The following is a 24,223-nucleotide window of genomic DNA, read 5'->3' as shown; positions in this document are numbered from 1 at the left end:
CCACCCTAAGCACAACCCGACCTACGCAGGCCTCCCCTTGGGCCTGCGCAACCCCGCATCGGTAAGCCTGCGCACCAGCTCCTTGGAGCCGATCTCGACCGCCCCCGCACGCACCGCGTCCTCGTAGCGGTGCGAGGGCAGGTCGTAGTGGTCGCGCTCGAACGCGCGCCGCGGGGCGCCGATGGCCTCCGCGAACGCGTGCAGTTCCTCGTACGAGGCGTCGCTGACCAGGTGCGACCACAGGCGGCCGTGGCCGGGCCAGGTCGGCGGGTCGATGAAGACCGTCACGTCAGGCCGCCCACCGGGGCCACGACCACGCCCGCCTTGCCGCACACCCAGTGCGGATCGGGGCCCAACTCCGGTTCCACGTCCAGCGCATGAGGGTCGCCCGAGCCGCAGACGGGGCACAGCGGCCAGCGGCCGTACTGCTCCAGGAGCGCGTCCTGGACGTCCTGGGCGACCAGGCCCGCGACGTACTCGACGCCCTCGGGCCACTGCTCGACCCACCAGCGGCGGTGCGCCACCGACGCCTCGACCAGCGAGACGACCTCGGCCTGGGCGACCTCGCGCGCCACGAGGTCGGCGAGGACAAGTGCACGAGCGGCGTGCAGCGCCTGCTCCAGAGGGTCGATCGCGTCCATGCAGCCATTGTCCACCCCATGCGCAACCCGCCGAAGATCCAACCGGAACGGAGGTGAGGCAGGTAACCGGGATCGGGACCAAAGGGGTCTTGACCGACCCCCGCTCCGAAAATATCTTTCAAGCGTGACCAATGACGTGAAGGAAATTTTCGCGGGCGCGGCGCCCCCCGCCCCAGCCGCCCTCGCGGCCAAGGTGCGCACCCTCGCCCCGTCCATGACCCGCTCCATGCAGCTGGTCGCCGAAGCCGTCGCAGGCGACCCCGCAGGCTGCGCGGCCCTCACGGTCACCGGCCTCGCCGAGCTCACCGGCACCAGCGAGGCCACGGTGGTGCGCACCGCCCGCCTCCTCGGCTACCCCGGCTACCGCGACCTGCGGCTCGCCCTCGCCGGACTCGCCGCCCAGCAGCAGTCGGGCCGCGCGCCCGCCGTCACCGCCGACATCGCCGTCGACGACCCGATCGCGGACGTCGTGGCGAAGCTGGCGTACGACGAGCAGCAGACCCTCGCCGACACCGCGGGCGGCCTCGACACCGTGCAGCTCGGGGCGGCCGTCGCCGCGCTCGCCGTCGCCCCCCGCACCGAGATCTACGGAGTCGCCGCCTCCGGCCTCGTCGCCCAGGACCTCGCCCAGAAGCTGCTGCGCATCGGCCACATCGCCCACGCGCACTCCGACCCGCACCTGGCCGTCACGAACGCGGTCACCCTGCACTCCAAGGACGTCGCGATCGCGATCACGCACTCCGGGTCCACCGGTGACGTCATCGAGCCGCTGCGGGTCGCCTTCGAGCGCGGGGCGACGACCATCGCGATCACCGGGCGCCCCGGCAGCCCCGTGTCGCAGTACGCGGATCACATACTGACCACCTCCACCGCGCGCGAGAGCGAGCTGCGGCCCGCCGCGATGTCGTCGCGCACGAGCCAGCTGCTGGTCGTGGACTGCCTGTTCGTGGGCGTCGCCCAGCGGACCTACGAGACCGCGGCCCCCGCCCTGGCCGCCTCGTACGAAGCACTCGCACACCGCCACAGCCCCCGCACCCGCAACCGCTGAGCCCCCTCCCAGAGGGCCCCGCACGCCCCCAGAGCAACCCGCACGGGCCCCGCCCGACCCGCACGAGCCCAGACGAACCGCCACCAGCCCAGAGCAACTCGCCACGAGCACAGAACAACCCGGCACGAGCCCCGCCCGACCCGCACGGGCCCAGAACAACCCGCCACCAACCCCGACCGGCCCGCACGAGCCGCGACCGACCCGCACGAGCCCAGACGAACCGCCACCAGCCCAGAGCGACCCGGCACGAGCCCCGACCAACCCGCACAAGCCCACAACAACCCACCACCAGCCCAGAGCGACCAGCACAAGCCCAGGGGCAACCCGCAGCGAGCCCCGGGCACCCCGCCGCGACTCCAGAGCAACCCGCCACGAGCCCCAAGCGGCGACCGCCACGAGCCCAGGGCAACCCGCCACCAACCCCGACCGGCCCGCCACAAGCCCAGCGCAACCCGCCACCCCCCGCCGCACACGAAAGAGCCGCACCCCATGACCTCCACGACCGACGCCAACCCCAACCCCTCCCCCACCCCCGGAGACGGCGAGACGTACGGCGAGCTCCGTGCCCAGCTGGACACGCTCACCACCGAGGCGTTCCGGCCCGAGCTCTCCGAGATCGACCGGCAGCCCACGCTGGAGATCGCGAAGATCATGAACGGCGAGGACGCCACGGTCTCCGCGGCCGTCGCCGAGCAGCTCCCGGCGATCGCCGCCGCCATCGACGGCACCGCCGAGCGCATGGCCCGCGGCGGGCGGCTCATCTACGCGGGGGCGGGGACGGCCGGGCGCCTGGGGGTCCTGGACGCCTCCGAGTGCCCGCCCACCTTCAACACCGACCCGGCCGAGGTCGTCGGCCTCATCGCGGGCGGCCCGAGCGCCATGGTCACGGCGGTCGAGGGCGCGGAGGACAGCAAGGAGTTCGCGGCCGAGGACCTGGACGGGCTCCGGCTCACGGCCGACGACGTGGTGGTCGGGGTATCGGCGTCGGGCCGCACCCCGTACGCGATCGGCGCGGTCGAGCACGCGCGGGCAAAGGGCGCGCTCACCATCGGCCTCTCCTGCAACGCGGACAGCGGTCTCGCGGCAGCCGCCGACCACGGCATCGAGGTCGTCGTCGGCCCCGAACTGCTCACCGGCTCCACCCGGTTGAAGGCGGGCACCGCCCAGAAGCTCGTCCTCAACATGCTGTCGACGATCACGATGATCCGCCTCGGCAAGACCTACGGAAACCTGATGGTGGACGTACGCGCCTCGAACGAGAAGCTGCGCGCCCGCTCGCGGCGGATCGTCTCCCTCGCCACCGGCGCTTCGGACGAGGAGATCGAGGCCGCCCTCGCCGCCACCGACGGGGAGGTGAAGAACGCCATCCTCACCATCCTCGGCGGAGTCGACGGCCCCACGGCCGCCGACCTGCTCGCTTCCTCGGACGGCCACCTCAGGGCCGCCCTGGACACCGCGCGCACGACCCGCACGCCCGGCACGCCCCGCACCACCTGACTCACCTCCCCCGAGCCGCTGAAGAACAGCGCCACCCCGCACACAGCAAGGCACCCCGCACCATGGCAACTGACAAGAACCGCGCCACAGCCGCCGCGATCCTCCCCCTCGTCGGCGGCGCCTCGAACGTCACGTCCATCGCCCACTGCATGACGCGCCTGCGCCTGGGCCTCGCCGACCGCTCGCTGGTCGACGACGAGGCGCTGAAGGCGCTGCCCGCCGTGATGGGCGTGGTCGAGGACGACACGTACCAGATCGTCCTCGGCCCGGGCACCGTCGCCCGCGTCACCCCGGAGTTCGAGGCCCTGGTGGCGGAGGGCGCTTCGGCCGCTCCGACCGCCGCGCCCGAACACACCCTCACCGCCGACGAGTTGGCGGCGCAGGGAGCCGAGATCCGGGCGGCGAGGAAGGCGAAGAACTCGACCCCCTTCAAGCTCTTCCTGCGCCGCATCGCGAACATCTTCGTGCCGCTGATCCCGGCCCTCATCGGCTGCGGCATCATCGCGGGCATCAACGGCCTGTTGATCAACCTGGAGTGGCTGCCGGGCATCACCCCGGCGCTCGCCGCCATCGCCTCCGGCTTCATGGCGCTGATCGCGGTGTTCGTGGGCTACAACACGGCGAAGGAGTTCGGCGGTACGCCGATCCTGGGCGGCGCGGTCGCGGCGATCATCGTCTACGCGGGTGTCGCGAACATCGAGGCGTTCGGTCAGAAGCTTTCGCCCGGCCAGGGCGGCGTACTCGGCGCCCTGGGCGCGGCGGTCCTCGCCACCTACATCGAGAAGTGGTGCAGGCGCTGGGTGCCGGAGGCGCTGGACGTCCTGGTCACCCCGACCATCACGGTCCTGCTCTCCGGCCTGGTCACGATCTTCGGCCTGATGTTCCTCGCGGGCGAGGTCTCGACCGGCATCGGCACGGCGGCGAACTGGCTCCTGGACAACACGGGCGCGTTCGCGGGCCTGGTCCTGGGCGGCCTGTTCCTCCCCCTCGTCATGCTGGGCCTGCACCAGGCCCTGATCCCCATCCACACCACGCTCATCGAGCAGCAGGGCTTCACCGTCCTGCTCCCCATCCTGGCGATGGCGGGCGCGGGCCAGGTGGGCTGCGCGATCGCGGTGTTCAAGCGCCTGAAGAACAACACCTCGATCCGTACGACGATCAAGTCCGCGCTCCCGGCCGGCTTCCTGGGCGTGGGCGAGCCCCTCATCTACGGCGTCTCGCTCCCCCTGGGCCGCCCCTTCATCACGGCGTGCGTGGGCGGCGCGGCGGGCGGCGCGTTCATCGGCTTCTTCTCGATGATCGGCGAGAAGGTCGGCTCCACGGCGATCGGCCCGTCCGGCTGGGCGCTGTTCCCGCTCCTGGACGGCAACAAGGGCCTGGGCCTGACCGTCGCGATCTACGGCGGCGGCCTCCTGGTCGGCTACGTGGTGGGCTTCTTCGCGACGTACTTCTTCGGCTTCAGCAAGCAGATGCTGACCGAGCTGAACGTCGACACGACCGCCCACGAGCAGGTCGTCGCGGGTTCGCCCGCCCCGTCCGCGGACCCGGCCGACCCGGCCAAGTCGCCCGCGGCGGTCTGACCCACCGCTCGACCTCACGAGGACGGCACCCCGCGCCGCGGGTGCCGTCCTCGCCCGTTCTCGCCGCTTCCCCTCGGGGAGTTGTCCGCGAAGTTCCCCGGAATTGTCCTTGATCGGTAACGGACTCGGACCCGGTGCATCCTCCGGACCCCGAACCTCGTCCTGCCAGGTGGCCGCGAGTGACCGGGGTGCGGCAAGGGACGGGACGCAAAGGGGCGGACATGGCACGGCACAGTGGCGGGCGTGGCTGGTACGGCAAAGTCATCGGGGCTGCGCTCGGGGTGACGATGCTCGCCACCGGCGCAGGGGTGTGGAGCGCCCAGGCCGGCACCACGGACTCACCGGCGGCGAAGAAGCCCAGCGCCGTCAAACCGGTCTCGGCGACCATCGCGCACGCCTCGCAGGCCGGTGAGCGCGGCATCAACCTCACCATCGACGACGGCCCCGACCCCAAGTGGACGCCCGAAGTCCTCGCCGTGCTCAAGGAGTACGACGTGAAGGCCACGTTCTGCATGGTGGGGACGCAGGCCCAGGCCCACCCGGACATGGTGAAGAAGGTCGTCGCGGCCGGGCACCGGCTGTGCGACCACTCGGTGTCGCACAACACCGGCATGGACAAGGACTCCAAGGCCTACCAGTCGAAGCAGATCCTCGACGCCGAACGCATGATCACCAAGGCGTCCGGCGGCGTACGGCCGATGTACTACCGCGCGCCCGGCGGCGCGTTCACCCCCTACAGCCGCAAGCTCGCCGCCGACCGGGGCATGCGCCCGCTCGGCTGGAACGTGGACACCAAGGACTTCGAGCTCCCAGGCACGGCCGCCATCGTCGCCACCGTCGAGCGGGAGCTGCCCAACGGGCCGACACTCCTCTTCCACGACGCGGGCGGCGACCGCACCCAGACCGTCGAGGCCCTGCGCACGCTCCTTCCCAAGCTCAAGAGCCAGGGCTACACCTTCGGCTTCCCGGTCCGCTGACCCTCACGGCAGCCGACGCTCCCGGTTGAGCTGCCGCACCCTCTCCCGCAACACCTCGCCCGGCGGGGCCTGCCCGACCTTCTCCGGCGGGCAGTCCCACTCCCGGCCGCCGTTCAGGGGCCTCAGCTGTACGAGCCCGCCCTCGCACCCCATGACCTGCCCGACGCTGCCGTCCCGGAAGTCGACGGCGTACGTCCCCGCCTCCGGCACGCTCGGATCGTCGTCGTTCACCGCGCGCTCTCCAGTACGGCGGCGAGCCGCAGCGCGGTGTCGAGGTTGCAGCGCCCCAACTCCACCAACGGCAGCGCGCCTTCCGCCGCTGCCGTCAACGGGTCCATCCGCAGGGAAGGCAGCGTGACGCCGACCTCTTCGAGCCCCGCTCTCAACTGCCGGACGGCCTCCTCCGCCGCCCGCACCCGTTCCTCCGCCGTCAGCGCCATGCGCCCCGCCTCTCACACTGGGTGTTGCTGTTTCCTCACTAAGCGTGTCCGTCGCTGCGTAGCCTGAGAAGCAACGGCGTCCCAACAAACCGCCTTGTTGGATGAGGAGTTGCTGATGACACGCCCCAAGGACCTCGATCCCTCGTCGAACCCCCGCGCCCTCCTCGGCTGCGAACTCCGTCACGCACGGGAGCGGAAGCGGATGAGCCAGGAGGCGTTGGGTGCGCCGCTGTTCGTCAGCGGCTCCTTCATCGGCCAGCTGGAGGCCGGGACGCGGCGGATGCACATGGAGTACGCCCAGCACTTCGACGAGGTGCTGGATACGGGGGGCTTCTTCGCCCGGAATTGCAGGGCTGTGGCGAGGTCGAAGTACCCGGATCACTTCGCTGAGGCGGCTGAGGCGGAGGCGGTCGCTACGGGGATCAGGGAGTACGCCCCCCTTTTGATCCCGGGGTTGCTGCAGACGGAGGGGTACGCGCGAGCCATGTTCCGGAATGGGCGCCCGACAGCAACGCCGGATGCCATCGACGAGTTGGTCGAAGCCCGCCTGGAACGAGCACACATCCTGCGCGACCCAACAACACCGCTGTTGTGGGCGGTACTCGACGAGGCAGCAATCCGCCGGGTGGTCGGAGGTCCTGCAGTGATGGCCGACGCTCTGCACCACGTCGCCGCGCTCGGGCGGCGTCACCGGGCAATCGTGCAGGTCATGCCCTTCTCGGCTGGAGCCCACCCGATCACACAAGGCTCCCTAAAGCTCATGACCTTTGAGGACGCACCCCCGCTTGCCTACGCAGAGGGAGTGGAAATCGGGCGCCTTGAGGACGACCCAGCCACAGTCGCACGCCAAACTTTGGCCTACGATTTACTAGGAGCCAGCGCGCTGTCCCCACACGATTCCCTGGCTCTGATCGAATCAGTGGCAGAGGATTACACCCATGAGGACCAGCCCTGAGTACGACCTGAGCACAGCCACCTGGCACAAATCCACGTACAGCGGCCCTGACGGCGGCAACTGCCTGGAGGTCGCCACCTGGCGCAAAGCCACGTACAGCGGCGGTAGCGGCGGCGACTGCCTCGAAGTGGCCGACGGTCACCCAGAGATCGTCCCCGTCCGCGACTCCAAGAACCCCACCGGCCCGAAGCTCGTGTTCCGGGCCGCCAGCTGGTCCGCATTCGTCGCGGACCTCAAGAACAACTGACCCCGAGGCTCAAGCCACCAGCCCCGAGCACTCTTTTCAAGGAACGGGAGGCGGGCCTCAACCCGCCCTCCCTCCCTTGGAGTTGGCACAGCCGATCACTTTCGGGCTTCGACTTGCCACGCAGTGTGACGACGCTCTAGCGTGCCCGAATAACGAACAACCCCCGCCCGGTGTCGGCAAACACCTGCGGGGGTTTAACCATCACGATCGAAAGAGACGTTCGATCCATGGCTGACGCCAAGCTTAGTGCCGCCCCCCGCCCTGCGCACGCAGACCCGCACCCCATGGCCAGTCCGGGTTACGGAAAGCGTTCGGCGCCCGAACAACGGCCCCGTACGAACCACGACTTCGCCCACCTCCCGCCCCGCGAGGCAGCCATCGCAGCCGCCGTCGACCGGCTGCCGGAGGGCGCGGACATCTCCGTAAAGACCCTGGCCAAGCACCTCCCGTACGGGCAGTGCGCCCTCCGCACGGCCCTCAACAGGCTCCAGTCCGCTGGGCACTTGAGGCGCGGCAGGGAACACGTGCACGGAAGTGGCAGCGCGCGCTGGATCACTCGAACGTGGTTCTCGCGCACCGCGCGGGACGACGCCTGGTGGGCGGCCTTCACGCGCGGCGACGTGCCGGAGCCGGAGCCGGAAAGACGGCCCCGACACCCCACCCGCAGCCGCGCGTTCATCCTTCTCGCCGCCCTCGGCCGGACGGCCCCCGCGCTCTCCCTCTCGTACGCGGACTGCGTCGCCCTGGAGCCCCAGCTCACCGAGTGGTTCACGCGCGGCGCCACGGAGCCGGACGTCCTCCGCGCCCTGACCGCAGGGCTCCCCACCCCGGTCCACAGCCCGGCGGCCCTCATCCGCAGCCGCCTCACGACGAAACTCCCGCCGGAACCAGCCCTCCGCCCCGCCCTCCGCGTCCTGGAGTGCGGCAGATGCGGCACCCCCGGCCGCCCCGAGGCCCTGCCCGGCGGCGTCTGCGGCCCGTGCCGGGGCGAACCCGCACCACCCCGCACAGCGGCACTCCTGCCGCCTGCAGCGGTCCACTCCCACGCGGCAGCCGTACGCGCCGCCCGCAGCCCACGCGAAAGGACACACGCATGAGCGCTCCAACGGTCGAAGGCACACAGCCGGGGCACGATGGAAGGGAGGAGGCACCACCATGACCCCTGGCACCGATGAGCGCCCCCAGATGTCCGTCGAGGAATTCGAAGAGCTGGCCCGCCGGGCACCGGAGACCGTGTCTCTCGAATTCCTCGACGGCAGGGTGTACGTCAAGCACGGCCCGATCGACATCGAGGACTTCGAGGAGCTCGCCCGCGTGGCCCCCGAGACGGTCACGCTCGAACTCATCGACGGAAAACTTGAGGTCAAGCCCGTGCCGGACGGCGACCACGGCGAGATCATCATGTGGGTGCTCCGTCGGTGCATGATGCAGCGCCCCGAACTGGCCCTGTATCCCGAGCAAGGGCTGCGGATCGACACGTACAGGAAGGGCTGCATCAAACCGGATGGCGCCCTGGCTCCCGTCGGCTATTTCGCCGGGCAAGAGGAGTGGGCGTCCCCCGCCGGCGTCCTGATGGCCGTCGAGGTGACCTCCCGCGATCGGGACACCGAGCGCCGCGACCGCCAGGAGAAGCCGCGCGCCTACGCCTACGCCGGCATCCCCGTCCACCTGCTCATCGACCGTGACAACCACACCGTCGTCGTATACAGCTCTCCCGAGAACGGCGTCTATCAGAGCCGTCGCTCTTTCCACTACGGCTCCACCGTCCGCATCCCCGCCCCCGTCGCCATCACCCTGGAAACCGAAGCGCTCAAGGACTACGCCGACTGACCGCCCCACCCCAGCCCGCCCCCTCCCCGGGTCACCTTCGGGACATACTTCCCCGCCCCCACCCAGCAGAAGTTGACCGAGACGAAGCCCGCCACGCCACACCCGTGACCGCCGCGCGCACCCTCGCCCCGGCCAAGGGTCCGGCGCCCCGGTCCGGCACAGGTGAAAACAGCCACCCCTCCACTGTCCGAAATGACCCCGCTCACCCGGTGAATCCCCGCGACCGCCTTCCGGCGACTACGGCGCGTATCGAGGATGGCACCTGCCGTCATCGAAACGACCAACCGGAGGGGCCCTTCATGACCGAGTCCAACGAGCCCACGGAACAGCAGATTTCCGAGGCCCTGGGCGCCGCCGCCCACATCACGCTGGCCCCCGGCCCCAGGGAGATCTCCGAAGCCGCGCCCACCCCCGACCAGGAGTGGACCCTGCCGGAGGGCAGGGCCTGGGTGTACCTCGCCAACCCCAAGCACGGGCTCGCCAAGCCGGTGATCCTCGCGGACGGGTTCAACACCGGGCCGAGCGACCTGGACTTCTCGTGGGAGATCCTGGAGCGGGGCCCGTACCCGTTCATCAGCAAGCTGCGGGAGCGCGGCTACGACGTCATCCTGCTCGGCTTCGACGAGCGCAGCGCCTCGATCCTGGAGAACGCCAAGGCCGCCAGGTCGGCGATCCAGGAGGCGATCGCGCGGCGCGTCGGCGACCACCCGCTGACCGTCGGCGGCTTCAGCATGGGCGGCCTGGTCGCGCGGTACGCGCTCGCCAAGATGGAGCACGAGAGCGTCGACCACCAGACCGAGCTGTACTTCTCCTTCGACAGCCCGCACCGCGGCGCCTGGATTCCCATCGCGCTCCAGTCGTTCGCGCACTACATCCGGCGGCTCAACGCCGCCTTCTCGAACCAGATGAACAGCCCGGCAGCGCGCCAGCTCCTGTGGCAGCACATCTCCGAGTGGGACGACAGCCCCGAGACCGACAAGGAGCGCATCGAGTTCCTCGCCGAGCTGGAGCGGGTCGGCGGCTGGCCCAGGCGCCCGAAGAAGATCGGCGTCGCCAACGGCGTGCGCACCGGAGCCGGCAACACCATCGCCCCCGGCGTACGGGCCTTCCGCGGCAAGGGCCTGGCCATCACCGGCACCCACCTCTACACCCAGCCCACCGGGGAGGACCAACTCGTCGCGCAGTTGCGGGTGGTGACCCTGCGCAAGCCGCAGATCCGCGTCTCGGGCATGCCCGAGATCGACGGCGCACCCGGCGGCACCCTGGAGGGCTTCGGCATCCTGGCCGACGAGCTGAACAAGATCCCCGCCATCATCGGCCTCGGCTCCGAGGCCGAGATCCGCGAACACTGCTTCGTCCCCGCCGTCAGCGCGGTCGCCCTGCGCGACATCGACACCCGCGAGAAGCTCTACGAGCCCTTCCCGGAGACGTCCGAGGACAGCGAACTGGACGAGTACTTCTGCTCCACGCAGAACGAGGGCCACACCCTGGTCACCGAGGAGCTCTCCACCTGGATCATGGACCGGCTTCCGGGCTGACGCCCTCCCGGGGGCAGGCCGTCAGCGGAGCCTCGGTCACACCGGTCGCCCGGCACAGGACGAGAACGACGTCGTCCGTGAGCGGGCGGCCGGTGTGCTCGATCACCATGGCGTACAGGGCGTCGAGCGCATCGGAGTTCGAGGGCTCGGCCAGCGCCTCCGCCGCCCGTGGGAGGAGCGGGAAGTCGACGCCGTCGCCGTCCCGGGCCTCGCTCAGGCCGTCGGTGTAGAACAGGAGGCGCTCCCCCGGCTGCAGGTAGACCCGGTGCGGCAGCGGGGTCGTCCGCATCCCCAACGGGAGCGCGGGCTGCGGGGGTTCGAGGAGTCTGACCTGCTTGCCCACCCGCAGGGGCGGCGGGTGGCCGCAGTTGACGAGGCGGACCTCGCCGGGCGCGAACTCGGCGAGGACGGCGGTGACGAAGTCCTCGGGCCCCAGGTCCGCGGCGAGCCGGGCGTCCAGGGCCGTGGCCAGTTCGGCCAGGCCGGGGGTGAGATAGGCGAGGTCGCGGAAGGCCCGCATCGCCGCCGCGGTGGTCCGCAGCGCCTCCAGGCCGTGGCCTCGTACGTCACCGACGAACAGCCGCGGTCCGTACGGCGTGTGGACGACGTCGTACAGGTCCCCGCACACCGAGGCCTCCCGCACCGGACTGTGGTGCCGGGTGCACACCTCGATCCCGCCGACCTCGACCGTCAGGGGCTGTAGCAGCGCGCTCTGCGACGCGCACGCCACCTCCGTGACCCGGGCGAGCGCCGCCTCCCGTTCGGCATGCCGGGCGGCATTGTGGACGGCGAGCACCCCGCCCGCCAGGAGGACCACGAACTCCAGACAGAAACCCGGCGTCCCCACCAGACGCCGCAGGACGCCGGTACCCGTCGCGAGCAGCAGCGTCCATCCGGCCACCACGGCGGTCCGCCGCGCACTGGACCAGACACCGGCCAGCACCGGACCGATCAGCAGCACGGCGACCCCGGTCGGCCAGCCGCTGACGGACGTGCCGAGCACCGCGAACAGGAAGCTCACCCCCAGGGCGAGCGCCAGAAGGCCGCCCCTGCTGCGCCATCTCCTCATGTCTGCCTCCCGGCGCCACCTGCCGGCGGGCATGGCCCGACCCCACCCCTGTATTCACGCTGCGTGACGACTGACGGTCACTATGGCCCAACCGCGCTCCTTCCCAGGTGCGTTGACCGGAGTAGTCGGCAGATGATCGGGCCTGACACCGCAATGCGGTGAACAGAGCGTCTTGCCTGGAGAAATAGGCATCTCACGACATCCGCACGCCCGGGACCGTGACGGAGAGCAGACTCAGGCGGCGGGAAGCAGCGGCTGCGGGGCCGGAAGAGGCCCCCAGGGGTGAGCGGCCGGACGGGGAGGCCAGCATGTGGAAATCCGGGCAGGGCCGGCAGGTGGGCAACCTGCCGGACGAGACAACGAGTTTCGTCGGACGCGGGCCCGAACTGCGGGCCGTCGCCCTGGCTGTGGCCGACGCCCGCGTGGTGACGCTGACCGGCGTGGGCGGCGTGGGCAAGACCCGCCTCGCACAGCGCGCCGGAGCCGAACTGCGGGAGGACTTCCCCGACGGGGTGTGGCTGGTCGACCTCGCCCAGCTGAGCCGGCCTGCCCTGATGGCGCTCGCCCTGTACGAAGCCCTGCGGCTCGCCGATCAGAGCACCCGGCCCGCGATCGAGGTGGTGGCCGACTGGCTGGCCGACAAGGAACTGCTGCTGATCCTGGACTGCTGCGAACACCTGGCCGCCGACTGCGCCGACTTCGTACGAACCCTGCTGACCGCGGCCCCGGGGGTACGCGTCCTGGCCACCAGCCGCCGCCCCCTGACCCTCCGTGGCGAACAGGCGATCGTCGTGCCCCCGCTGCCCGTCGACGGCCACGGCACGCGACTGTCCGACGCGGCCCTGCTGTTCATGGAACGCGCGGGCGTCACCGAGGAGGACGGCACGGCGGTGGCGGAGATCTGCGCGCGTCTGGAGGGCATCCCCCTCGCCATCGAACTGGCCGCCGCCCGCCTGCCCGAGATGGACCTGGACGCACTCCGGCAGCGCCTGCACACCCGCTTCGAGACACTCGCCTCCCCCGCGTCCGGCGCCTGGCACGGCGAGAGCGACCCCCGGCACCGGACACTGCGCACGGCCATCGGCTGGAGCCACGAACTGTGCACCCCTCCGGAGCGGCTCGCCTGGGCCCGGCTCTCCGTCTTCGCCGGCGGCTTCGAGCAGGAGGCGGCCGAACTGGTCTGCGCCGGCGGCCCGCTCGGCAGCGGGCAGATCGGGGGGCTGCTGTCCGCGCTGGTGGACAAGTCGCTCCTGCAAGCGGTGAAGACCCCGCGCGGGCTTCGGTACTCGATGCTGGACACCGTCCGCGAGTACGGCGCGGAGTGGCTGCGAAATCTCGGCGAGGAACAGCGCCTCGCGCAGCGGCACCGGGACTACTACCGCTGGCTGGTCCGCACCGGCAGCCGGGACTGGGTCGGCCCCGACCAGGTGTCGTGGTACGAGCGGTGCACCGCCGAGCACGCCAACCTGCGTACGGCGCTGGAGAGTTGTCTCGCCGACCCGGACCCGCGCGACAGCCTGGAGATGACCGGCGGTCTGTGGTTCTTCTGGCTCTGCTGCGGCTTCCAGCGCGAAGGCCGCCACTACTTGGACCGGGCCCTCGCCAAGGCCCCCGACCCGGTCCCGGAACCGGAACGCTTCTGGGCCCTGTGGGCCTGCGGGGCGGTGGCCTTCATGCAGGGCGACCTCGAAGCCTCCGACCGGCTGGCGAACCTCTGCACGCCGCTGGCGGACCGGATCGACGATCCGGCGGCGGCCGACGCCGCTCTCTACCTCGAAGGGGTCCAGCTGGTGCTGACCGGGCAGCCGGCAGGGGTGCTCGGCCTTCTCGCACAGAGGCCCAGCGCCCCCGACTGCGGCGGCGGTTCTCCCGCCATCAAGCTCTTCGTGCTCTCTGTCGTGACGTACGCCCAACTCCATCTGGGCGAGTTCGAACGGGCCACCGAGAGCGCCGACACCTTGCGCGAGGAGTGCGAGCGGCACGGCGAGCAGTGGATGCGCAGTTTCGCCTTCTACATGCTCTCCAGGGTGGCACTGGGCAACGGCGACCCTGCCTCGGCCGCCCGGCACGCCCGTGACGCCCTGTCGATCAAATGGCGGCTCCACGACGTCTTCGGTGCCGCCATGAGCATCGACGCACTGACCTCGGCCATGGCCGACCCGGAGCAGACCGGGCGGCTGCTCGGCATCTCCGACGTCCTGTGGCGCTCCAGCGGCGTCGCCCGGATGGGAGATCCCGAGCTCATGGCCACCCGCCAGGCCTGCGAGCGGCGCATCCGCGACGCCATCGGCGACGCGGCGTACGAAGCCGCCTTCCGCGAGGGTCTGGAGACCGACATCGACGACGGCATCGCCTACGCCCTGGCAACGCCCGAGGGCGGCACCCCTTCGTGAGAAGGAGTGCCGCCCTCGGTTCGCGTGAAGCGATGAACCGCTGATCCGCAGGGGATCAGAAGTCCATGTCACCGCCCGGCATGCCGCCGCCGGCCGGGGCAGCGCCCGCCTTCTCCGGCTTGTCGGCGATGACGGCCTCGGTGGTGAGGAACAGCGCGGCGATGGACGCGGCGTTCTGCAGGGCAGAGCGCGTGACCTTCGCCGGGTCGAGGATGCCCTCGGCGATCATGTCGACGTACTCACCGGTCGCGGCGTTCAGGCCGTGGCCGACGGTCAGGTTGCGCACCTTCTCGACGACGACACCGCCCTCGAGGCCGGCGTTGACCGCGATCTGCTTCAGCGGGGCCTCGAGGGCCAGCTTCACAGCGGCGGCACCGGTGGCCTCGTCACCTTCGAGCTCAAGCTTCTCGAAGACGGCGGCGGCCTGGATGAGGGCCACGCCACCACCGGCGACGATGCCCTCTTCGACGGCCGCCTTCGCGTTGCGAACGGCGTCCTCGATGCGGTGCTTGCGCTCCTTGAGCTCGACCTCGGTCGCGGCACCGGCCTTGATGACCGCAACACCGCCGGCGAGCTTCGCCAGGCGCTCCTGCAGCTTCTCGCGGTCGTAGTCGCTGTCCGAGTTCTCGATCTCGGCGCGGATCTGGTTGACGCGACCCTGGACCTGGTCGCTCTCACCGGAGCCGTCGACGATCGTGGTCTCGTCCTTGGTGATGACGACCTTGCGGGCGCGGCCGAGCAGGTCGAGACCGGCGTTCTCCAGCTTGAGGCCGACCTCCTCGGAGATGACGGTGCCACCGGTGAGGATGGCGATGTCGCCGAGCATGGCCTTGCGGCGGTCACCGAAGCCCGGAGCCTTGACGGCGACGGACTTGAAGGTGCCACGGATCTTGTTGACGACCAGGGTCGACAGGGCCTCGCCCTCGACGTCCTCGGCGATGATCAGCAGCGGCTTGCCGGACTGCATGACCTTCTCGAGGAGCGGAAGGAGGTCCTTCACGTTCGAGATCTTCGAGTTGACGATCAGGATGTACGGGTCGTCGAGCGACGCCTCCATACGCTCCATGTCGGTGGCGAAGTACGCCGAGATGTAGCCCTTGTCGAAGCGCATGCCCTCGGTGAGCTCAAGCTCGAGCCCGAAGGTCTGCGACTCCTCGACGGTGATGACGCCTTCCTTGCCGACCTTGTCCATCGCCTCGGCGATGAGCTCGCCGATCTGGGTGTCGGCGGCGGAGATGGAGGCGGTCGAAGCGATCTGCTCCTTGGTCTCCACGTCCTTGGCCTGCTCGAGCAGGGCGCCCGAGACGGCCTCGACGGCCTTCTCGATGCCACGCTTGAGGGCCATGGGGTTGGCACCGGCGGCTACGTTGCGAAGGCCCTCGCGGACCAGCGCCTGGGCCAGGACGGTCGCGGTCGTCGTGCCGTCACCGGCGACGTCGTCCGTCTTCTTCGCGACCTCCTTGACCAGCTCGGCGCCGATCTTCTCGTACGGGTCCTCGAGCTCGATCTCCTTGGCGATGGAAACACCATCGTTGGTGATCGTGGGGGCACCCCACTTCTTCTCGAGGACGACGTTGCGACCCTTGGGGCCCAGGGTCACCTTGACGGCGTCGGCGAGCTGGTTCATGCCGCGCTCGAGGCCGCGCCGTGCCTCCTCGTCGAACGCGATGATCTTGGCCATGTGAAGTGGTCCTCCCGGACAGGGGTGGCATGCTTCCGGATCGCGCCAGCGCCCGCGACGGACGGCCTGCAAGCCTTGTGGTTCCTTGCCCCACCCGGCCTGCGAGCCTCACCGACCCGATCCAAGTTCTGTCACTCTCACTCAGAGAGTGCTAAGCCCAATGATTAGCACTCGACCCCTGCGAGTGCAAGCGCCTCTTACGGATCCCCGACGTACGAGGGGCGCGTGCCCCGGCGACGTTTGAGGGGCACGAGCCCCGGGACGCACGAGGGGCCCGCACCCCTGTCGGGATGCGGGCCCCTCGTCACTCGCTAAGTCGCTGGCCGATCGCGCCGAGATCAGACGGCGAGCTTGACCATGTCCGCCTGCGGACCCTTCTGGCCCTGCGAGATCTCGAACTCCACTCGCTGACCTTCTTCAAGGGTGCGGTAGCCGTCCATCTGAATCGCGCTGTAGTGGACGAAAACATCCGCACCACCGTCGACCGCGATGAAGCCGTACCCCTTCTCCGCGTTGAACCACTTGACGGTGCCCTGAGCCATGCCTAACTCCCCTATTACTGGCCCTTGCACGGACCCGCACTTCGCGGACCCGGGTCAGACCTCACCCCCCCAATGGGTTGTGGAGGCGTGCGCCGGAACGCGTCGACCGCGGCTGAATGTATCTGTCCAACTGCCCTCTGCAACAGGTCAATCGGACGAGAATTCTGGGCACGCCTGATCGGGAATATGCGGAGAATTCACCGGGATTCAGGGCAACTCGGGCCAGACAAATGCCACGGAAAGGGCAAATGGGCAGTGCACTTTGGCTACTTCTTGTCGCCCTCAGGGCGACTTCGTATATGCGCTGGGCACAAACGGGGAAGCTCGCTTCCCAACTGTACCGCGCTCAACCACATGGAATTGCCCCCTCCACTTCTCTCGCGGAGGGGGCAACAGCAATTACGCAGGGTATTTCCTTAAAGGATCAACCACCCGCGACGGCGGGAATGATCGAGACCCCGGCACCGTCCGGCGTGGCCGTCTCCAGGCCCTGCTCGAAGCGGACGTCGTCGTCGTTCACGTAGACGTTCACGAAGCGCCGCAGCTTGCCCTGGTCGTCCAGGACGCGGGCGGCGATGCCGGCGTGGTTCTTCTCCAGGTCGGCGATGACCTCGCTGAGGTTCGCGCCCTCGGCGACGACCTCGGACTGGCCGCCGGTGTAGGTGCGGAGAATGGTGGGGATGCGGACCTTGACGCTCATGGGGTTCACCTCTTGATGCGGGGAGGAAGCGCCCCTGCAAGGGGCGCGGGGAACTGCGCGAGGACGGACCACGACCGTCCGTCGGCGACGGCGGCCGGGCCCTGCGGCGGCTAGCCGGCGAGCCCGGCGCTGCGGAACGCCTCAAGGCTGGGCTTGATCGTCGCCGTCGCCTGAGACGTCTCGGCAACGGCGTCGAGGGTCTTGAGCCCATCACCGGTGTTCAACACGACCGTGGTCAGCGACGGGTCGATGAGCCCCGCATCGAGCAGCTTCTTCGTGACGCCCACGGTCACGCCGCCCGCGGTCTCCGCGAAGATCCCTTCCGTGCGAGCGAGAAGCTTGATCGCGTCCACGACCTGCTCGTCGTTCACGTCCTCCACCGCACCGCCCGTGCGACGCGCGATGTCCAGGACGTACGGCCCGTCGGCGGGGTTGCCGATGGCGAGCGACTTGGCGATCGTGTTCGGCTTCTGGGGGCGTACGACGTCGTGCCCGGCCTTGAAGGCGGTCGACACCGGGGAGCAGCCCTCGGCCTGCGCGCCGAAGATCTTGTACGGCTTGTCCTCGACCAGACCCAGCTGGATGAGTTCCTTCAGGCCCTTGTCGATCTTCGTGAGCTGCGAGCCCGAGGCGATCGGGATGACCAGCTGGTCGGGCAGCTGCCACCCCAGCTGCTCGCAGATCTCGTACGCGAGCGTCTTGGAGCCCTCGCCGTAGTACGGCCGCAGGTTCACGTTCACGAAGCCCCAGCCCTCGCCCAGCGGGTCGCCGATGAGCTCGGAGCAGAAGCGGTTCACGTCGTCGTAGTTGCCCTCGATGCCGACGAGCTCGCCGCCGTAGACCGCGGCCATGACGACCTTGCCCTGCTCCAGGTCGTGCGGGATGAACACGCAGGAGCGGAAGCCGGCGCGGGCCGCCGCGGCACCCACGGCACCGGCGAGGTTGCCGGTGGAGGAGCAGGACAGGGTGGTGAAGCCGAAGGCGCGCGCCGCCTCGATGGCCTGCGCGACAACACGGTCCTTGAAGGAGTGCGTCGGGTTGCCGGAGTCGTCCTTGACGAACAACTTGCCCTGCTCGACGCCGAGTTCGCGCGCGAGGTTGTCGGCCTTGACCAGCTTGGTCCAGCCGGGGTTGATGTTCGGCTTCTCGGCCACGTCCGCGGGGACGGGCAGCAGCGGCGCGTAGCGCCAGATGTTGTCGGGGCCGGACTCGATCTGCTTCCTCAGCGCCTCGGGGTCACCGGTCGGCAGGTCGTACGCCACTTCGAGCGGGCCGAAACAGGCCTGGCAGGCGAAGATCGGACCGAGGGCGTAGAGCTCGCCGCACTCGCGGCAAGAGAGGCCGGACGCGGGGCCGAGATCCACGGACCCACTGCTGGAGGGGGTCGAAGAGGTGGTTTCGTTCGTTGCGACAGTCTGCGCAGCCATGGAGGCGAGGCCCTTTCTCCTCATCTTCCCCGTGACGCATCTCGTCACGAGACGGAATTGGCACCTTCCCCACCGAGACCTCGCGTGCGCGGTCGGCGGGATGGTTGCCGGGGCTTCAACGGGCCGTATCCCTCTGCCCCTCTGGATGAGCGGTATGGCGCCGGGGCTTCAGGGGCTCCGGGCATTTGTCGCGCGATGACCCCGACATGCGATGGTCATCCGCGTTGTTCAAGACTGTAACCGACGGCCTGGACCCTTGAGATAGTCGTCCGAACCGCGAGATGGATCACATGTAGGCCACACACAGGAGGAGCCACCCGTGCTGGAAGAGGCCGAGCGCTGGCTGACCAGGCGTTCCTGGTCCGTTGCCGACCGTCCGCTCAGCGCACTCGTCGCCGCCAAACGGGCGTCGGGAGCCTCGGTGAGTGTCGTCCTGCCCGCGCTCGACGAGGAGGAGACGGTCGGCGAGATCGTCGCCGCGATCCGCCGTGAGCTGATCGAGGAGGCCCCCCTCGTCGACGAGCTCGTGGTGATCGACTCCGGCTCGAAGGACCGCACGGCCGAGGTCGCGCGGGAGGCGGGCGCGCGGGTCGTGCACCGGGACGCGATCCTGCCGCGCATCCCGGCCGTGCCCGGCAAGGGCGAGGTCCTGTGGCGCTCGCTCCTGGTGACCGGCGGTGACATCGTCGCGTTCGTCGACGCGGACCTGAAGGAGTTCTCGGCGGACTTCGTCTCCGGCATCGTGGGCCCGCTCCTGACCGAGCCCGACGTGGACTTCGTGAAGGCGATGTACGACCGCCCGCTGGCCTCAGCCGCAGGTCAGGGCGGCCGGGTCACCGAGCTGATGGCGCGCCCGCTGCTCAACATGCACTGGCCCCAACTGGCGGGGTTCGTCCAGCCGTTGGGCGGCGAGTACGCGGCACGCAGGTCCCTCCTAGAGCGGCTGCCGTTCCCCGTCGGTTACGGAGTGGAGCTGGGCCTGCTCGTCGACGCACTGCACACCGTGGGCCTGGACGCGCTCGCGCAGGTCGACGTCGGCGTGCGCAAGCACCGGCACCAGGACGGGCAGGCGCTCGGCCGGATGGCGGCGGCGATCTACCGGACAGCGCAGCTGCGGCTCGCGCGCGGCCATCTCGTACGCCCCGAGCTCATCCAGTTCGAACGGGGCGAGCGGGGGTTCGAGCCGCGCACCCATGCGGTGGACACGGAGGAGCGGCCACCGATGGCCGACATCGCGGAGTACGCGGCCCGCCGCGTGGCGTAACCACCCCAGACCGGGCATTTTGTCTACATTCCCCACTTATGTGGCTCAGACAGGTAATGGGAAGCGCGCGACGCGTCGGTGCCGTGGCCATGGCGACGGCCACCCTCACGGCAGGAGCGCTCGGCGCGGCCACCGCGCCCGCCGCGGCGGCGGACGTGGTGGCGCGCCGCGCCACCGCCGCGAACGGCGAGGGCATCCAGGACGGCGACAGCCGACCGCGGCGGGTGCAGGCCCGGACCGTCCCGCGGCAGGAGCAGCGCGAGCCCGTGGGACAGCAGGGCACCCGGGGTGAACTGGCCGACACCGGCAGCGACTCGGACACGATGCTGTACGCGGGGCTCGCGATCGCCCTGTGCACCCTGGGCGCGCTGGCGGTGGCAGCGGCCAGGAGCAGAAGGGACTACAGGCGGGACCGGTAGCCGGTGCGGCCGGGCCCTGATTCCTTGAACGTATACGGCCGGGCCCGCCGTGGGCCCGGCCGTACGTTTGAGTCCTCCCCCGAAGGGCTAGGTTCGGCACATGGTCTCCGAGCACGCCGCCGCACAGATCCTCGTCGCGTCCAACCGCGGCCCCGTCACGTACGCCCTGGAGGACAACGGGGAGCTGACGGCCAAGCGGGGCGGCGGCGGACTCGTCTCCGGGCTCAGCGCGATCGGCGAATCCGACGGTGAATCGGCCCTGTGGGTCTGCGCGGCGCTGGGGGACGGCGACCGGGAGGCCGTGCGGCGCGGGGTCGGTGAGCCCGGCGTACGGATGCTGGACATCGACGCGGGCTCGCACGAGGGCGTGCACGCCGACGCCTACAACGGAATCGCGAACTCGGTCCTGTGGTTCGTCCACCACATGCTCTACCAGACGCCGCTCGAACCGGCCTTCGGACCGGAGTTCCGGGCGCAGTGGGCGTCGTACGAGACCTACAACCGGGCCTTCGCCGAGGCGCTCGCACAGAGCGCGGCGGACGGCGCGGCGGTCCTGGTCCAGGACTACCACCTGGCGCTGGTGCCGGGGATGCTGCGCGAACTCCGCCCCGACCTGCGCATCGGCCACTTCTCGCACACGCCGTGGGCCCCGGTGGACTACTTCCGGATGCTGCCGGACGACGTGGCGGAGCAGCTCCTGCGCGGCATCCTGGGCGCCGACCGGGCGGCGTTCCTGACGGGGCGCTGGGCGGACGCGTTCACGGAGTGCTGCGTCGCGGTCGTCGGCGGTACGTCGGGCACGCGCATCGGCGTGCACGGGCTCGGGGCGGACGCGGACTTCCTGCGGGAGCGGTCGCGGCGGGCGGACGTGGAGGAGCGGCTCGTCGCGCTGCGGGAGCAGGTGGGCGGCGGGGGCGACCGGAAGGTGATCGTCCGGGTGGACCGGACGGAGCTCTCGAAGAACATCGTGCGGGGCCTGCTGGCCTACCGGGAGCTGCTGGCCTCGCGGCCGGAGTGGCGGGAGCGGGTGGTGCACGTGGCCTTCGCGTACCCCTCGCGGCAGGACCTGGCGGTGTACCGCGAGTACACGGCGTCGGTCCAGACCCTCGCGGACGAGATCAACGCCGAGTACGGCGTGGAGGGCTGGACCCCGGTCGTGCTCCACGTGAAGGACGACTTCGCGCGGTCGCTGGCCGCGTACCGCCTGGCGGACGTGGCGCTGGTGAACCCCATCCGGGACGGGATGAACCTGGTCGCCAAGGAGGTCCCGGTGGTCTCGGACGAGGGCTGCGCGCTGGTCCTGTCCCGGGAGGCGGGGGCGTACGAGGAGTTGGGCGAGGACGCGGTCGTGGTGAATCCGTACGACGTGACGGGGACGGCTTCCGCGCTGCACACGGCGCTGACGATGCCGCTGGAGGAGCGGGCGGAGCGCACGAAACGCCTCGCGGCGGCTGCGACGGCGCTCCCCCCGGCCCAGTGGTTCCTGGACCAACTGCGGGCCCTGCGGGCCTGATCGGCCCCGGCCCCGGCCCCCGCGCCGGTCAGTCCAGTTGGGCGGCGATCGAGGAAAGCAGCTCCACGACGCCCTGCGGTCCTTCCACCACCAGGTCGGCCCGCTCGGCCAGTTCCACGACCTCCGCGTTGCCGCTGCACACCAGCAGGCCGCGCACCTGGTCCGAGCGGAGCTTCTCCACGGCCGCGTAGGCGGGCAGGTCGCCCAGGTCGTCGCCCGCGTACAGGACGGTCTCCGCGCCCACTTCGCGTACGTAGTCGGCGAGGGCCACGCCCTTGTCCATGCCCGGGGGGCGCAACTCCAGGACCAGGCGGCCCGGTTCGACGATCAGGCCGTGGCGGGACGCCAGTTCGGCGAGGGGCTCGCGCAGGGCCTCGAAGGCGGCCTGCGGGTCCCGCGCGCGGCGGGTGTGCACCGCGACCGCGCGGCCCTTCTCCTCTATCCACGTGCCGCGCCAGGCGCCGATCGTGTCCAGGAATCCGGGCAGTTCGGCGCGCACGGACGCCACGCCCGGGTGCGGCTCGGCCGCGTGCACGGTGGAGGAGACGGCGTCCCAGCGCTCGGCTCCGTAGTGCCCGAGCACGACGAGGTGTTCGAGGCCGGTGACGCCCGCGAGGCCGCCGTAGCGCACCGCCACGCCCGCCGGGCGGCCGGTGACCACCGCGACGGACAGCACCTTCGGGGCGAGCGCGGCGAGGGCGGGGACGGCTCCGGGGTGGGCGCGGGCCTGCTCGGGGTCGGGCACGATCGGGGCGAGCGTGCCGTCGAAGTCGAGCGCGATCACGGCCTTCCCCGGCCGCGCGAGGAGCGCGGCGAGACCCTCGCGCCCAGCGGGGGTCACGGGCTCGGGCAGCTCGGGGGAGTTCACAAGGTCACCCATGGGCCCGACCCTACGCTCAACGCTCCCCGCGCCGGGACTCCCTAACCCGCCGAAGCCGGTTGACGGTCACCGGATCGTGGGCGAGGGCGCGGGGGTCGTCGAGCAGGGCGTTCAGGAGCTGGTAGTAGCGGACCGGAGCCAGGCCGAGCTGCTCGCGCACGGCCCGCTCCTTGGCGCCGGGTCCCGTCACCCAGTCCCGGCGCTCCAGGGCGAGGATCGCGCGGTCGCGCTCGGAAAGGCCGGAGTCGCCCCTGGGGCCGTCCCCGGCATCGGCATCCTTCGCATCGGTCATGCCCTCACGCTATTCCGCGTTCTCCTCCGTCGCCGCCTTGGTCTGGAGCTGACCGAGGATCGACGCCGGATTGCCGTTCGGGTCGACGGCCTTGCCGATGTACTTCTTGACGTCGACGGAGACCTGAGCCCAGGACGTCTTGCCCACCGGGTAGAGCTGCGAGGTGGGCAGCTCGTCGAGGAACTCGGCGAGCGCCTTGTCGTCCTTGTTGCCCGTCATCTGCTCGGCAGCGGAGTTCGTCACCGGCAGCAGGTCGTACTCGCGGGAGAAGTCCAGGACGTTCTTCGTGCTGTAGGCGAAGTCGAGGAACTTGCCGATCTCCTCGCGGTTGCCGCGCTGCTTGAAGGCCATCATCCAGTCGGCGACGCCCATCGTGGCCTGGGTGTGGCCGTTCACCCCGGGCATCGGCACCATGCCGTACTTCACGCCCTTCTTCGCGGCCATCTGCATCAGCGTGGGGTGGCCGTTGAGCATGCCCACGTCGCCGCGCGTGAAGGCGGCGAAGGCCTCGGCGCGGTCGAGCTTGGCGGGGGGCGTGGCGCCCGTCAGGCCCTTGCCGACGAGCTCGTCCTTCAGCCAGGTGAAGGTCTTCACGTTCTGCGTGGAGTCGATGTCGTACGTGCCGACGTTGTCGGTGTAGCCGCCGCCTCCGCTGAGCAGCCACTGCATGGTCTCCGCCTGCGCCTCTTCCTTGCCAAGCGGCAGGGCGTAGGGGATCTTCACGCCGCGCGCCTTGAGCGTCTTGGCGGCGGCCGCGAGGTCGGTCCAGCTCTGCGGCGGGGTGAGGTTGGCGTCCTTGAAGATCTTCTGGTTGTAGAAGAGCAGGCGCGTGGAGGAGGCGAACGGCATGCCGTACTGGACGCGCTTGACCTCGCCGGCCTCGGAGAGGGGGGCCATGAAGTCGGCCTGGGTGGAGATGGAGACCAGGTCCTCGGTGCGGTACAGCTTGTCCGCCGCGGCGTAGTCGGCGTACGCGCCGATCTGGGCCATGTCGGGGGCGTCGCCCGCCTTCACCATTTCCTTGACCTTGCGGTCCACGTCGGTCCAGGAGTAGACGCTGACGTCGACCTTGATGCCGGGGTTCTTGGCCTCGAACTTCTCGGCGAGCCCGTCCCAGTACTTCTGGGAGCTGTTGGCCTTGGAGTCGCCGTAGTCGGCGGCCACCAGCTTGAGGGTGACGTCGCCGGAGTCGCCCGGACCGCCGCAGCCGGCGAGCACCGCCGCCATGCCCAGTGCGGCTATCGCCGCGGTCAGTCCTGTCGCGCGCCGCTGCACAGCTGTTCCCACCCT

25 protein-coding genes and 1 riboswitch are annotated in these 24,223 nt (G+C 70.4%); of the genes, 13 read left to right on the top strand and 12 right to left on the bottom strand.

Translation table 11 applies throughout. The features are described from left to right. Positions 1-21: 21 nt before the first annotated feature. Both ACZ6ZP_RS34800 and ACZ6ZP_RS34795 read right to left on the bottom strand, forming a co-directional pair. Positions 22-288, bottom strand: a complete 267-nt coding sequence (locus tag ACZ6ZP_RS34800; RefSeq protein WP_351168593.1) for a DUF4031 domain-containing protein — start codon at positions 286-288, stop codon at positions 22-24. Further along, a complete protein-coding gene (locus ACZ6ZP_RS34795; protein WP_351168591.1) occupies positions 285-641 on the bottom strand; it encodes a hypothetical protein in 357 nt (118 codons plus the stop codon). The genes ACZ6ZP_RS34800 and ACZ6ZP_RS34795 overlap by 4 nt, the downstream gene beginning before the upstream one ends. A 124-nt stretch (positions 642-765) precedes the next feature. Here ACZ6ZP_RS34795 and ACZ6ZP_RS34790 point away from each other — a divergent pair, with 124 nt between their 5' ends. The 4 genes from ACZ6ZP_RS34790 (at position 766) to ACZ6ZP_RS34775 (ending at position 5,743) form a co-directional block, all read left to right on the top strand. Beyond that, positions 766-1,689: a MurR/RpiR family transcriptional regulator gene (locus ACZ6ZP_RS34790; protein WP_351168589.1), complete on the top strand. Its 924-nt coding sequence runs from the start codon at positions 766-768 to the stop codon at positions 1,687-1,689. Positions 1,690-2,178: 489 nt separating this feature from the next. Next, on the top strand, positions 2,179-3,186 hold the full coding sequence (murQ, locus tag ACZ6ZP_RS34785) for an N-acetylmuramic acid 6-phosphate etherase (protein ID WP_351168587.1): 1,008 nt from the start codon (positions 2,179-2,181) through the stop codon (positions 3,184-3,186). Positions 3,187-3,248: 62 nt separating this feature from the next. Further along, a complete protein-coding gene (locus tag ACZ6ZP_RS34780; protein ID WP_351168585.1) occupies positions 3,249-4,766 on the top strand; it encodes a PTS transporter subunit EIIC in 1,518 nt (505 codons plus the stop codon). A 221-nt stretch (positions 4,767-4,987) separates the two neighbouring features. Further along, entirely contained in the window at positions 4,988-5,743 is a 756-nt protein-coding gene (locus tag ACZ6ZP_RS34775) for a polysaccharide deacetylase family protein (protein WP_361467129.1), read from the top strand. A gap of 3 nt (positions 5,744-5,746) precedes the next feature. Here the strand turns inward: ACZ6ZP_RS34775 and ACZ6ZP_RS34770 are convergent, their stop codons facing one another. Both ACZ6ZP_RS34770 and ACZ6ZP_RS34765 read right to left on the bottom strand, forming a co-directional pair. After that, positions 5,747-5,974 carry a hypothetical protein gene (locus ACZ6ZP_RS34770; protein ID WP_351168581.1) on the bottom strand — a complete coding sequence of 76 codons (228 nt, stop codon included), beginning with the start codon at positions 5,972-5,974 and terminating at the stop codon, positions 5,747-5,749. Next, positions 5,971-6,183: a hypothetical protein gene (locus ACZ6ZP_RS34765; protein ID WP_351168579.1), complete on the bottom strand. Its 213-nt coding sequence runs from the start codon at positions 6,181-6,183 to the stop codon at positions 5,971-5,973. Before ACZ6ZP_RS34765 ends, ACZ6ZP_RS34770 begins: the two co-directional genes overlap by 4 nt. Before the next feature lie 115 nt (positions 6,184-6,298). Between ACZ6ZP_RS34765 and ACZ6ZP_RS34760 the strand changes: the two genes are divergently transcribed. The 5 genes from ACZ6ZP_RS34760 (at position 6,299) to ACZ6ZP_RS34740 (ending at position 10,753) form a co-directional block, all read left to right on the top strand. Further along, positions 6,299-7,138 carry a helix-turn-helix domain-containing protein gene (locus ACZ6ZP_RS34760; RefSeq protein ID WP_468615382.1) on the top strand — a complete coding sequence of 280 codons (840 nt, stop codon included), beginning with the start codon at positions 6,299-6,301 and terminating at the stop codon, positions 7,136-7,138. After that, a complete protein-coding gene (locus tag ACZ6ZP_RS34755; protein ID WP_468615384.1) occupies positions 7,122-7,385 on the top strand; it encodes a DUF397 domain-containing protein in 264 nt (87 codons plus the stop codon). The genes ACZ6ZP_RS34760 and ACZ6ZP_RS34755 overlap by 17 nt, the downstream gene beginning before the upstream one ends. A 284-nt stretch (positions 7,386-7,669) precedes the next feature. After that, the gene (locus ACZ6ZP_RS34750; protein ID WP_468615386.1) at positions 7,670-8,482 is read left to right on the top strand and encodes a hypothetical protein; all 813 of its coding nucleotides are present in this window, start codon (positions 7,670-7,672) and stop codon (positions 8,480-8,482) included. 58 nt (positions 8,483-8,540) lie between these two features. Then, positions 8,541-9,215 (top strand): Uma2 family endonuclease, encoded by a 675-nt coding sequence (locus ACZ6ZP_RS34745; protein WP_469409769.1) that lies wholly within the window; start codon positions 8,541-8,543, stop codon positions 9,213-9,215. Positions 9,216-9,514: 299 nt separating this feature from the next. Further along, a complete protein-coding gene (locus tag ACZ6ZP_RS34740) occupies positions 9,515-10,753 on the top strand; it encodes an esterase/lipase family protein (protein ID WP_361467140.1) in 1,239 nt (412 codons plus the stop codon). Here ACZ6ZP_RS34740 and ACZ6ZP_RS34735 read toward each other — a convergent pair. Next, positions 10,731-11,822, bottom strand: coding sequence for a PP2C family protein-serine/threonine phosphatase (locus ACZ6ZP_RS34735; protein WP_351168567.1), 1,092 nt, complete (start codon positions 11,820-11,822; stop codon positions 10,731-10,733). The genes ACZ6ZP_RS34740 and ACZ6ZP_RS34735 overlap by 23 nt on opposite strands. A gap of 308 nt (positions 11,823-12,130) precedes the next feature. Between ACZ6ZP_RS34735 and ACZ6ZP_RS34730 the strand changes: the two genes are divergently transcribed. Then, positions 12,131-14,215: an ATP-binding protein gene (locus ACZ6ZP_RS34730; RefSeq protein ID WP_469409766.1), complete on the top strand. Its 2,085-nt coding sequence runs from the start codon at positions 12,131-12,133 to the stop codon at positions 14,213-14,215. A 55-nt stretch (positions 14,216-14,270) separates the two neighbouring features. Here the strand turns inward: ACZ6ZP_RS34730 and groL are convergent, their stop codons facing one another. The 4 genes from groL to thrC form a co-directional block, all read right to left on the bottom strand. Further along, positions 14,271-15,896 (bottom strand): chaperonin GroEL, encoded by a 1,626-nt coding sequence (gene groL, locus ACZ6ZP_RS34725; protein ID WP_055551550.1) that lies wholly within the window; start codon positions 15,894-15,896, stop codon positions 14,271-14,273. 338 nt (positions 15,897-16,234) lie between these two features. Further along, entirely contained in the window at positions 16,235-16,438 is a 204-nt protein-coding gene (locus tag ACZ6ZP_RS34720) for a cold-shock protein (protein ID WP_005315736.1), read from the bottom strand. Between the two features lie 424 nt (positions 16,439-16,862). After that, positions 16,863-17,138 carry a MoaD/ThiS family protein gene (locus tag ACZ6ZP_RS34715; RefSeq protein WP_351168563.1) on the bottom strand — a complete coding sequence of 92 codons (276 nt, stop codon included), beginning with the start codon at positions 17,136-17,138 and terminating at the stop codon, positions 16,863-16,865. Between the two features lie 110 nt (positions 17,139-17,248). After that, positions 17,249-18,565 (bottom strand): threonine synthase, encoded by a 1,317-nt coding sequence (thrC, locus tag ACZ6ZP_RS34710; RefSeq protein ID WP_351168561.1) that lies wholly within the window; start codon positions 18,563-18,565, stop codon positions 17,249-17,251. Between the two features lie 17 nt (positions 18,566-18,582). Next, positions 18,583-18,717, bottom strand: a riboswitch (SAM riboswitch). A 167-nt stretch (positions 18,718-18,884) separates the two neighbouring features. Between thrC and ACZ6ZP_RS34705 the strand changes: the two genes are divergently transcribed. The 3 genes from ACZ6ZP_RS34705 (at position 18,885) to ACZ6ZP_RS34695 (ending at position 21,761) form a co-directional block, all read left to right on the top strand. Continuing rightward, complete coding sequence (locus tag ACZ6ZP_RS34705; RefSeq protein WP_351168559.1) at positions 18,885-19,829, top strand: glucosyl-3-phosphoglycerate synthase; 945 nt, start codon at positions 18,885-18,887, stop codon at positions 19,827-19,829. Between the two features lie 89 nt (positions 19,830-19,918). Next, on the top strand, positions 19,919-20,248 hold the full coding sequence (locus ACZ6ZP_RS34700; protein ID WP_469409761.1) for an LAETG motif-containing sortase-dependent surface protein: 330 nt from the start codon (positions 19,919-19,921) through the stop codon (positions 20,246-20,248). A 100-nt stretch (positions 20,249-20,348) separates the two neighbouring features. Further along, positions 20,349-21,761, top strand: coding sequence for an alpha,alpha-trehalose-phosphate synthase (UDP-forming) (locus ACZ6ZP_RS34695; RefSeq protein WP_351168555.1), 1,413 nt, complete (start codon positions 20,349-20,351; stop codon positions 21,759-21,761). A 28-nt stretch (positions 21,762-21,789) separates the two neighbouring features. Here the strand turns inward: ACZ6ZP_RS34695 and otsB are convergent, their stop codons facing one another. The 3 genes from otsB to ACZ6ZP_RS34680 are packed head-to-tail and all read right to left on the bottom strand — an operon-like array spanning position 21,790 to position 24,208. Then, positions 21,790-22,641, bottom strand: a complete 852-nt coding sequence (gene otsB / locus ACZ6ZP_RS34690) for a trehalose-phosphatase (RefSeq protein ID WP_469409758.1) — start codon at positions 22,639-22,641, stop codon at positions 21,790-21,792. Positions 22,642-22,657: 16 nt separating this feature from the next. Further along, complete coding sequence (locus ACZ6ZP_RS34685) at positions 22,658-22,933, bottom strand: DUF3263 domain-containing protein (protein WP_351168551.1); 276 nt, start codon at positions 22,931-22,933, stop codon at positions 22,658-22,660. A 9-nt stretch (positions 22,934-22,942) separates the two neighbouring features. Beyond that, positions 22,943-24,208, bottom strand: a complete 1,266-nt coding sequence (locus tag ACZ6ZP_RS34680; protein WP_454429283.1) for an ABC transporter substrate-binding protein — start codon at positions 24,206-24,208, stop codon at positions 22,943-22,945. Positions 24,209-24,223: the final 15 nt, after the last annotated feature.

This window comes from Streptomyces sp. NPDC054047, from assembly GCF_055585065.1.
The sequence above is the reverse complement of the archived record's forward strand: the minus strand, read 5'-3'. Positions and strand labels throughout refer to the sequence as shown.

Coding starts and splice junctions, on each gene's coding strand:
- ACZ6ZP_RS34780 (WP_351168585.1), top strand. CDS start 3,249: ATGGCAACTGACAAGAACCGCGCCACAGCCGCCGCGATCCTCCCCCTC.
- ACZ6ZP_RS34715 (WP_351168563.1), bottom strand. CDS start 17,138: ATGAGCGTCAAGGTCCGCATCCCCACCATTCTCCGCACCTACACCGGC.
- ACZ6ZP_RS34745 (WP_469409769.1), top strand. CDS start 8,541: ATGACCCCTGGCACCGATGAGCGCCCCCAGATGTCCGTCGAGGAATTC.
- ACZ6ZP_RS34795 (WP_351168591.1), bottom strand. CDS start 641: ATGGACGCGATCGACCCTCTGGAGCAGGCGCTGCACGCCGCTCGTGCA.
- thrC (WP_351168561.1), bottom strand. CDS start 18,565: ATGGCTGCGCAGACTGTCGCAACGAACGAAACCACCTCTTCGACCCCC.
- ACZ6ZP_RS34700 (WP_469409761.1), top strand. CDS start 19,919: ATGGCGACGGCCACCCTCACGGCAGGAGCGCTCGGCGCGGCCACCGCG.
- groL (WP_055551550.1), bottom strand. CDS start 15,896: ATGGCCAAGATCATCGCGTTCGACGAGGAGGCACGGCGCGGCCTCGAG.
- ACZ6ZP_RS34750 (WP_468615386.1), top strand. CDS start 7,670: ATGGCCAGTCCGGGTTACGGAAAGCGTTCGGCGCCCGAACAACGGCCC.
- ACZ6ZP_RS34765 (WP_351168579.1), bottom strand. CDS start 6,183: ATGGCGCTGACGGCGGAGGAACGGGTGCGGGCGGCGGAGGAGGCCGTC.
- ACZ6ZP_RS34760 (WP_468615382.1), top strand. CDS start 6,299: ATGACACGCCCCAAGGACCTCGATCCCTCGTCGAACCCCCGCGCCCTC.
- ACZ6ZP_RS34730 (WP_469409766.1), top strand. CDS start 12,131: ATGTGGAAATCCGGGCAGGGCCGGCAGGTGGGCAACCTGCCGGACGAG.
- ACZ6ZP_RS34755 (WP_468615384.1), top strand. CDS start 7,122: ATGAGGACCAGCCCTGAGTACGACCTGAGCACAGCCACCTGGCACAAA.
- otsB (WP_469409758.1), bottom strand. CDS start 22,641: ATGGGTGACCTTGTGAACTCCCCCGAGCTGCCCGAGCCCGTGACCCCC.
- ACZ6ZP_RS34735 (WP_351168567.1), bottom strand. CDS start 11,822: ATGAGGAGATGGCGCAGCAGGGGCGGCCTTCTGGCGCTCGCCCTGGGG.
- ACZ6ZP_RS34720 (WP_005315736.1), bottom strand. CDS start 16,438: ATGGCTCAGGGCACCGTCAAGTGGTTCAACGCGGAGAAGGGGTACGGC.
- murQ (WP_351168587.1), top strand. CDS start 2,179: ATGACCTCCACGACCGACGCCAACCCCAACCCCTCCCCCACCCCCGGA.
- ACZ6ZP_RS34695 (WP_351168555.1), top strand. CDS start 20,349: ATGGTCTCCGAGCACGCCGCCGCACAGATCCTCGTCGCGTCCAACCGC.
- ACZ6ZP_RS34775 (WP_361467129.1), top strand. CDS start 4,988: ATGGCACGGCACAGTGGCGGGCGTGGCTGGTACGGCAAAGTCATCGGG.
- ACZ6ZP_RS34685 (WP_351168551.1), bottom strand. CDS start 22,933: ATGACCGATGCGAAGGATGCCGATGCCGGGGACGGCCCCAGGGGCGAC.
- ACZ6ZP_RS34740 (WP_361467140.1), top strand. CDS start 9,515: ATGACCGAGTCCAACGAGCCCACGGAACAGCAGATTTCCGAGGCCCTG.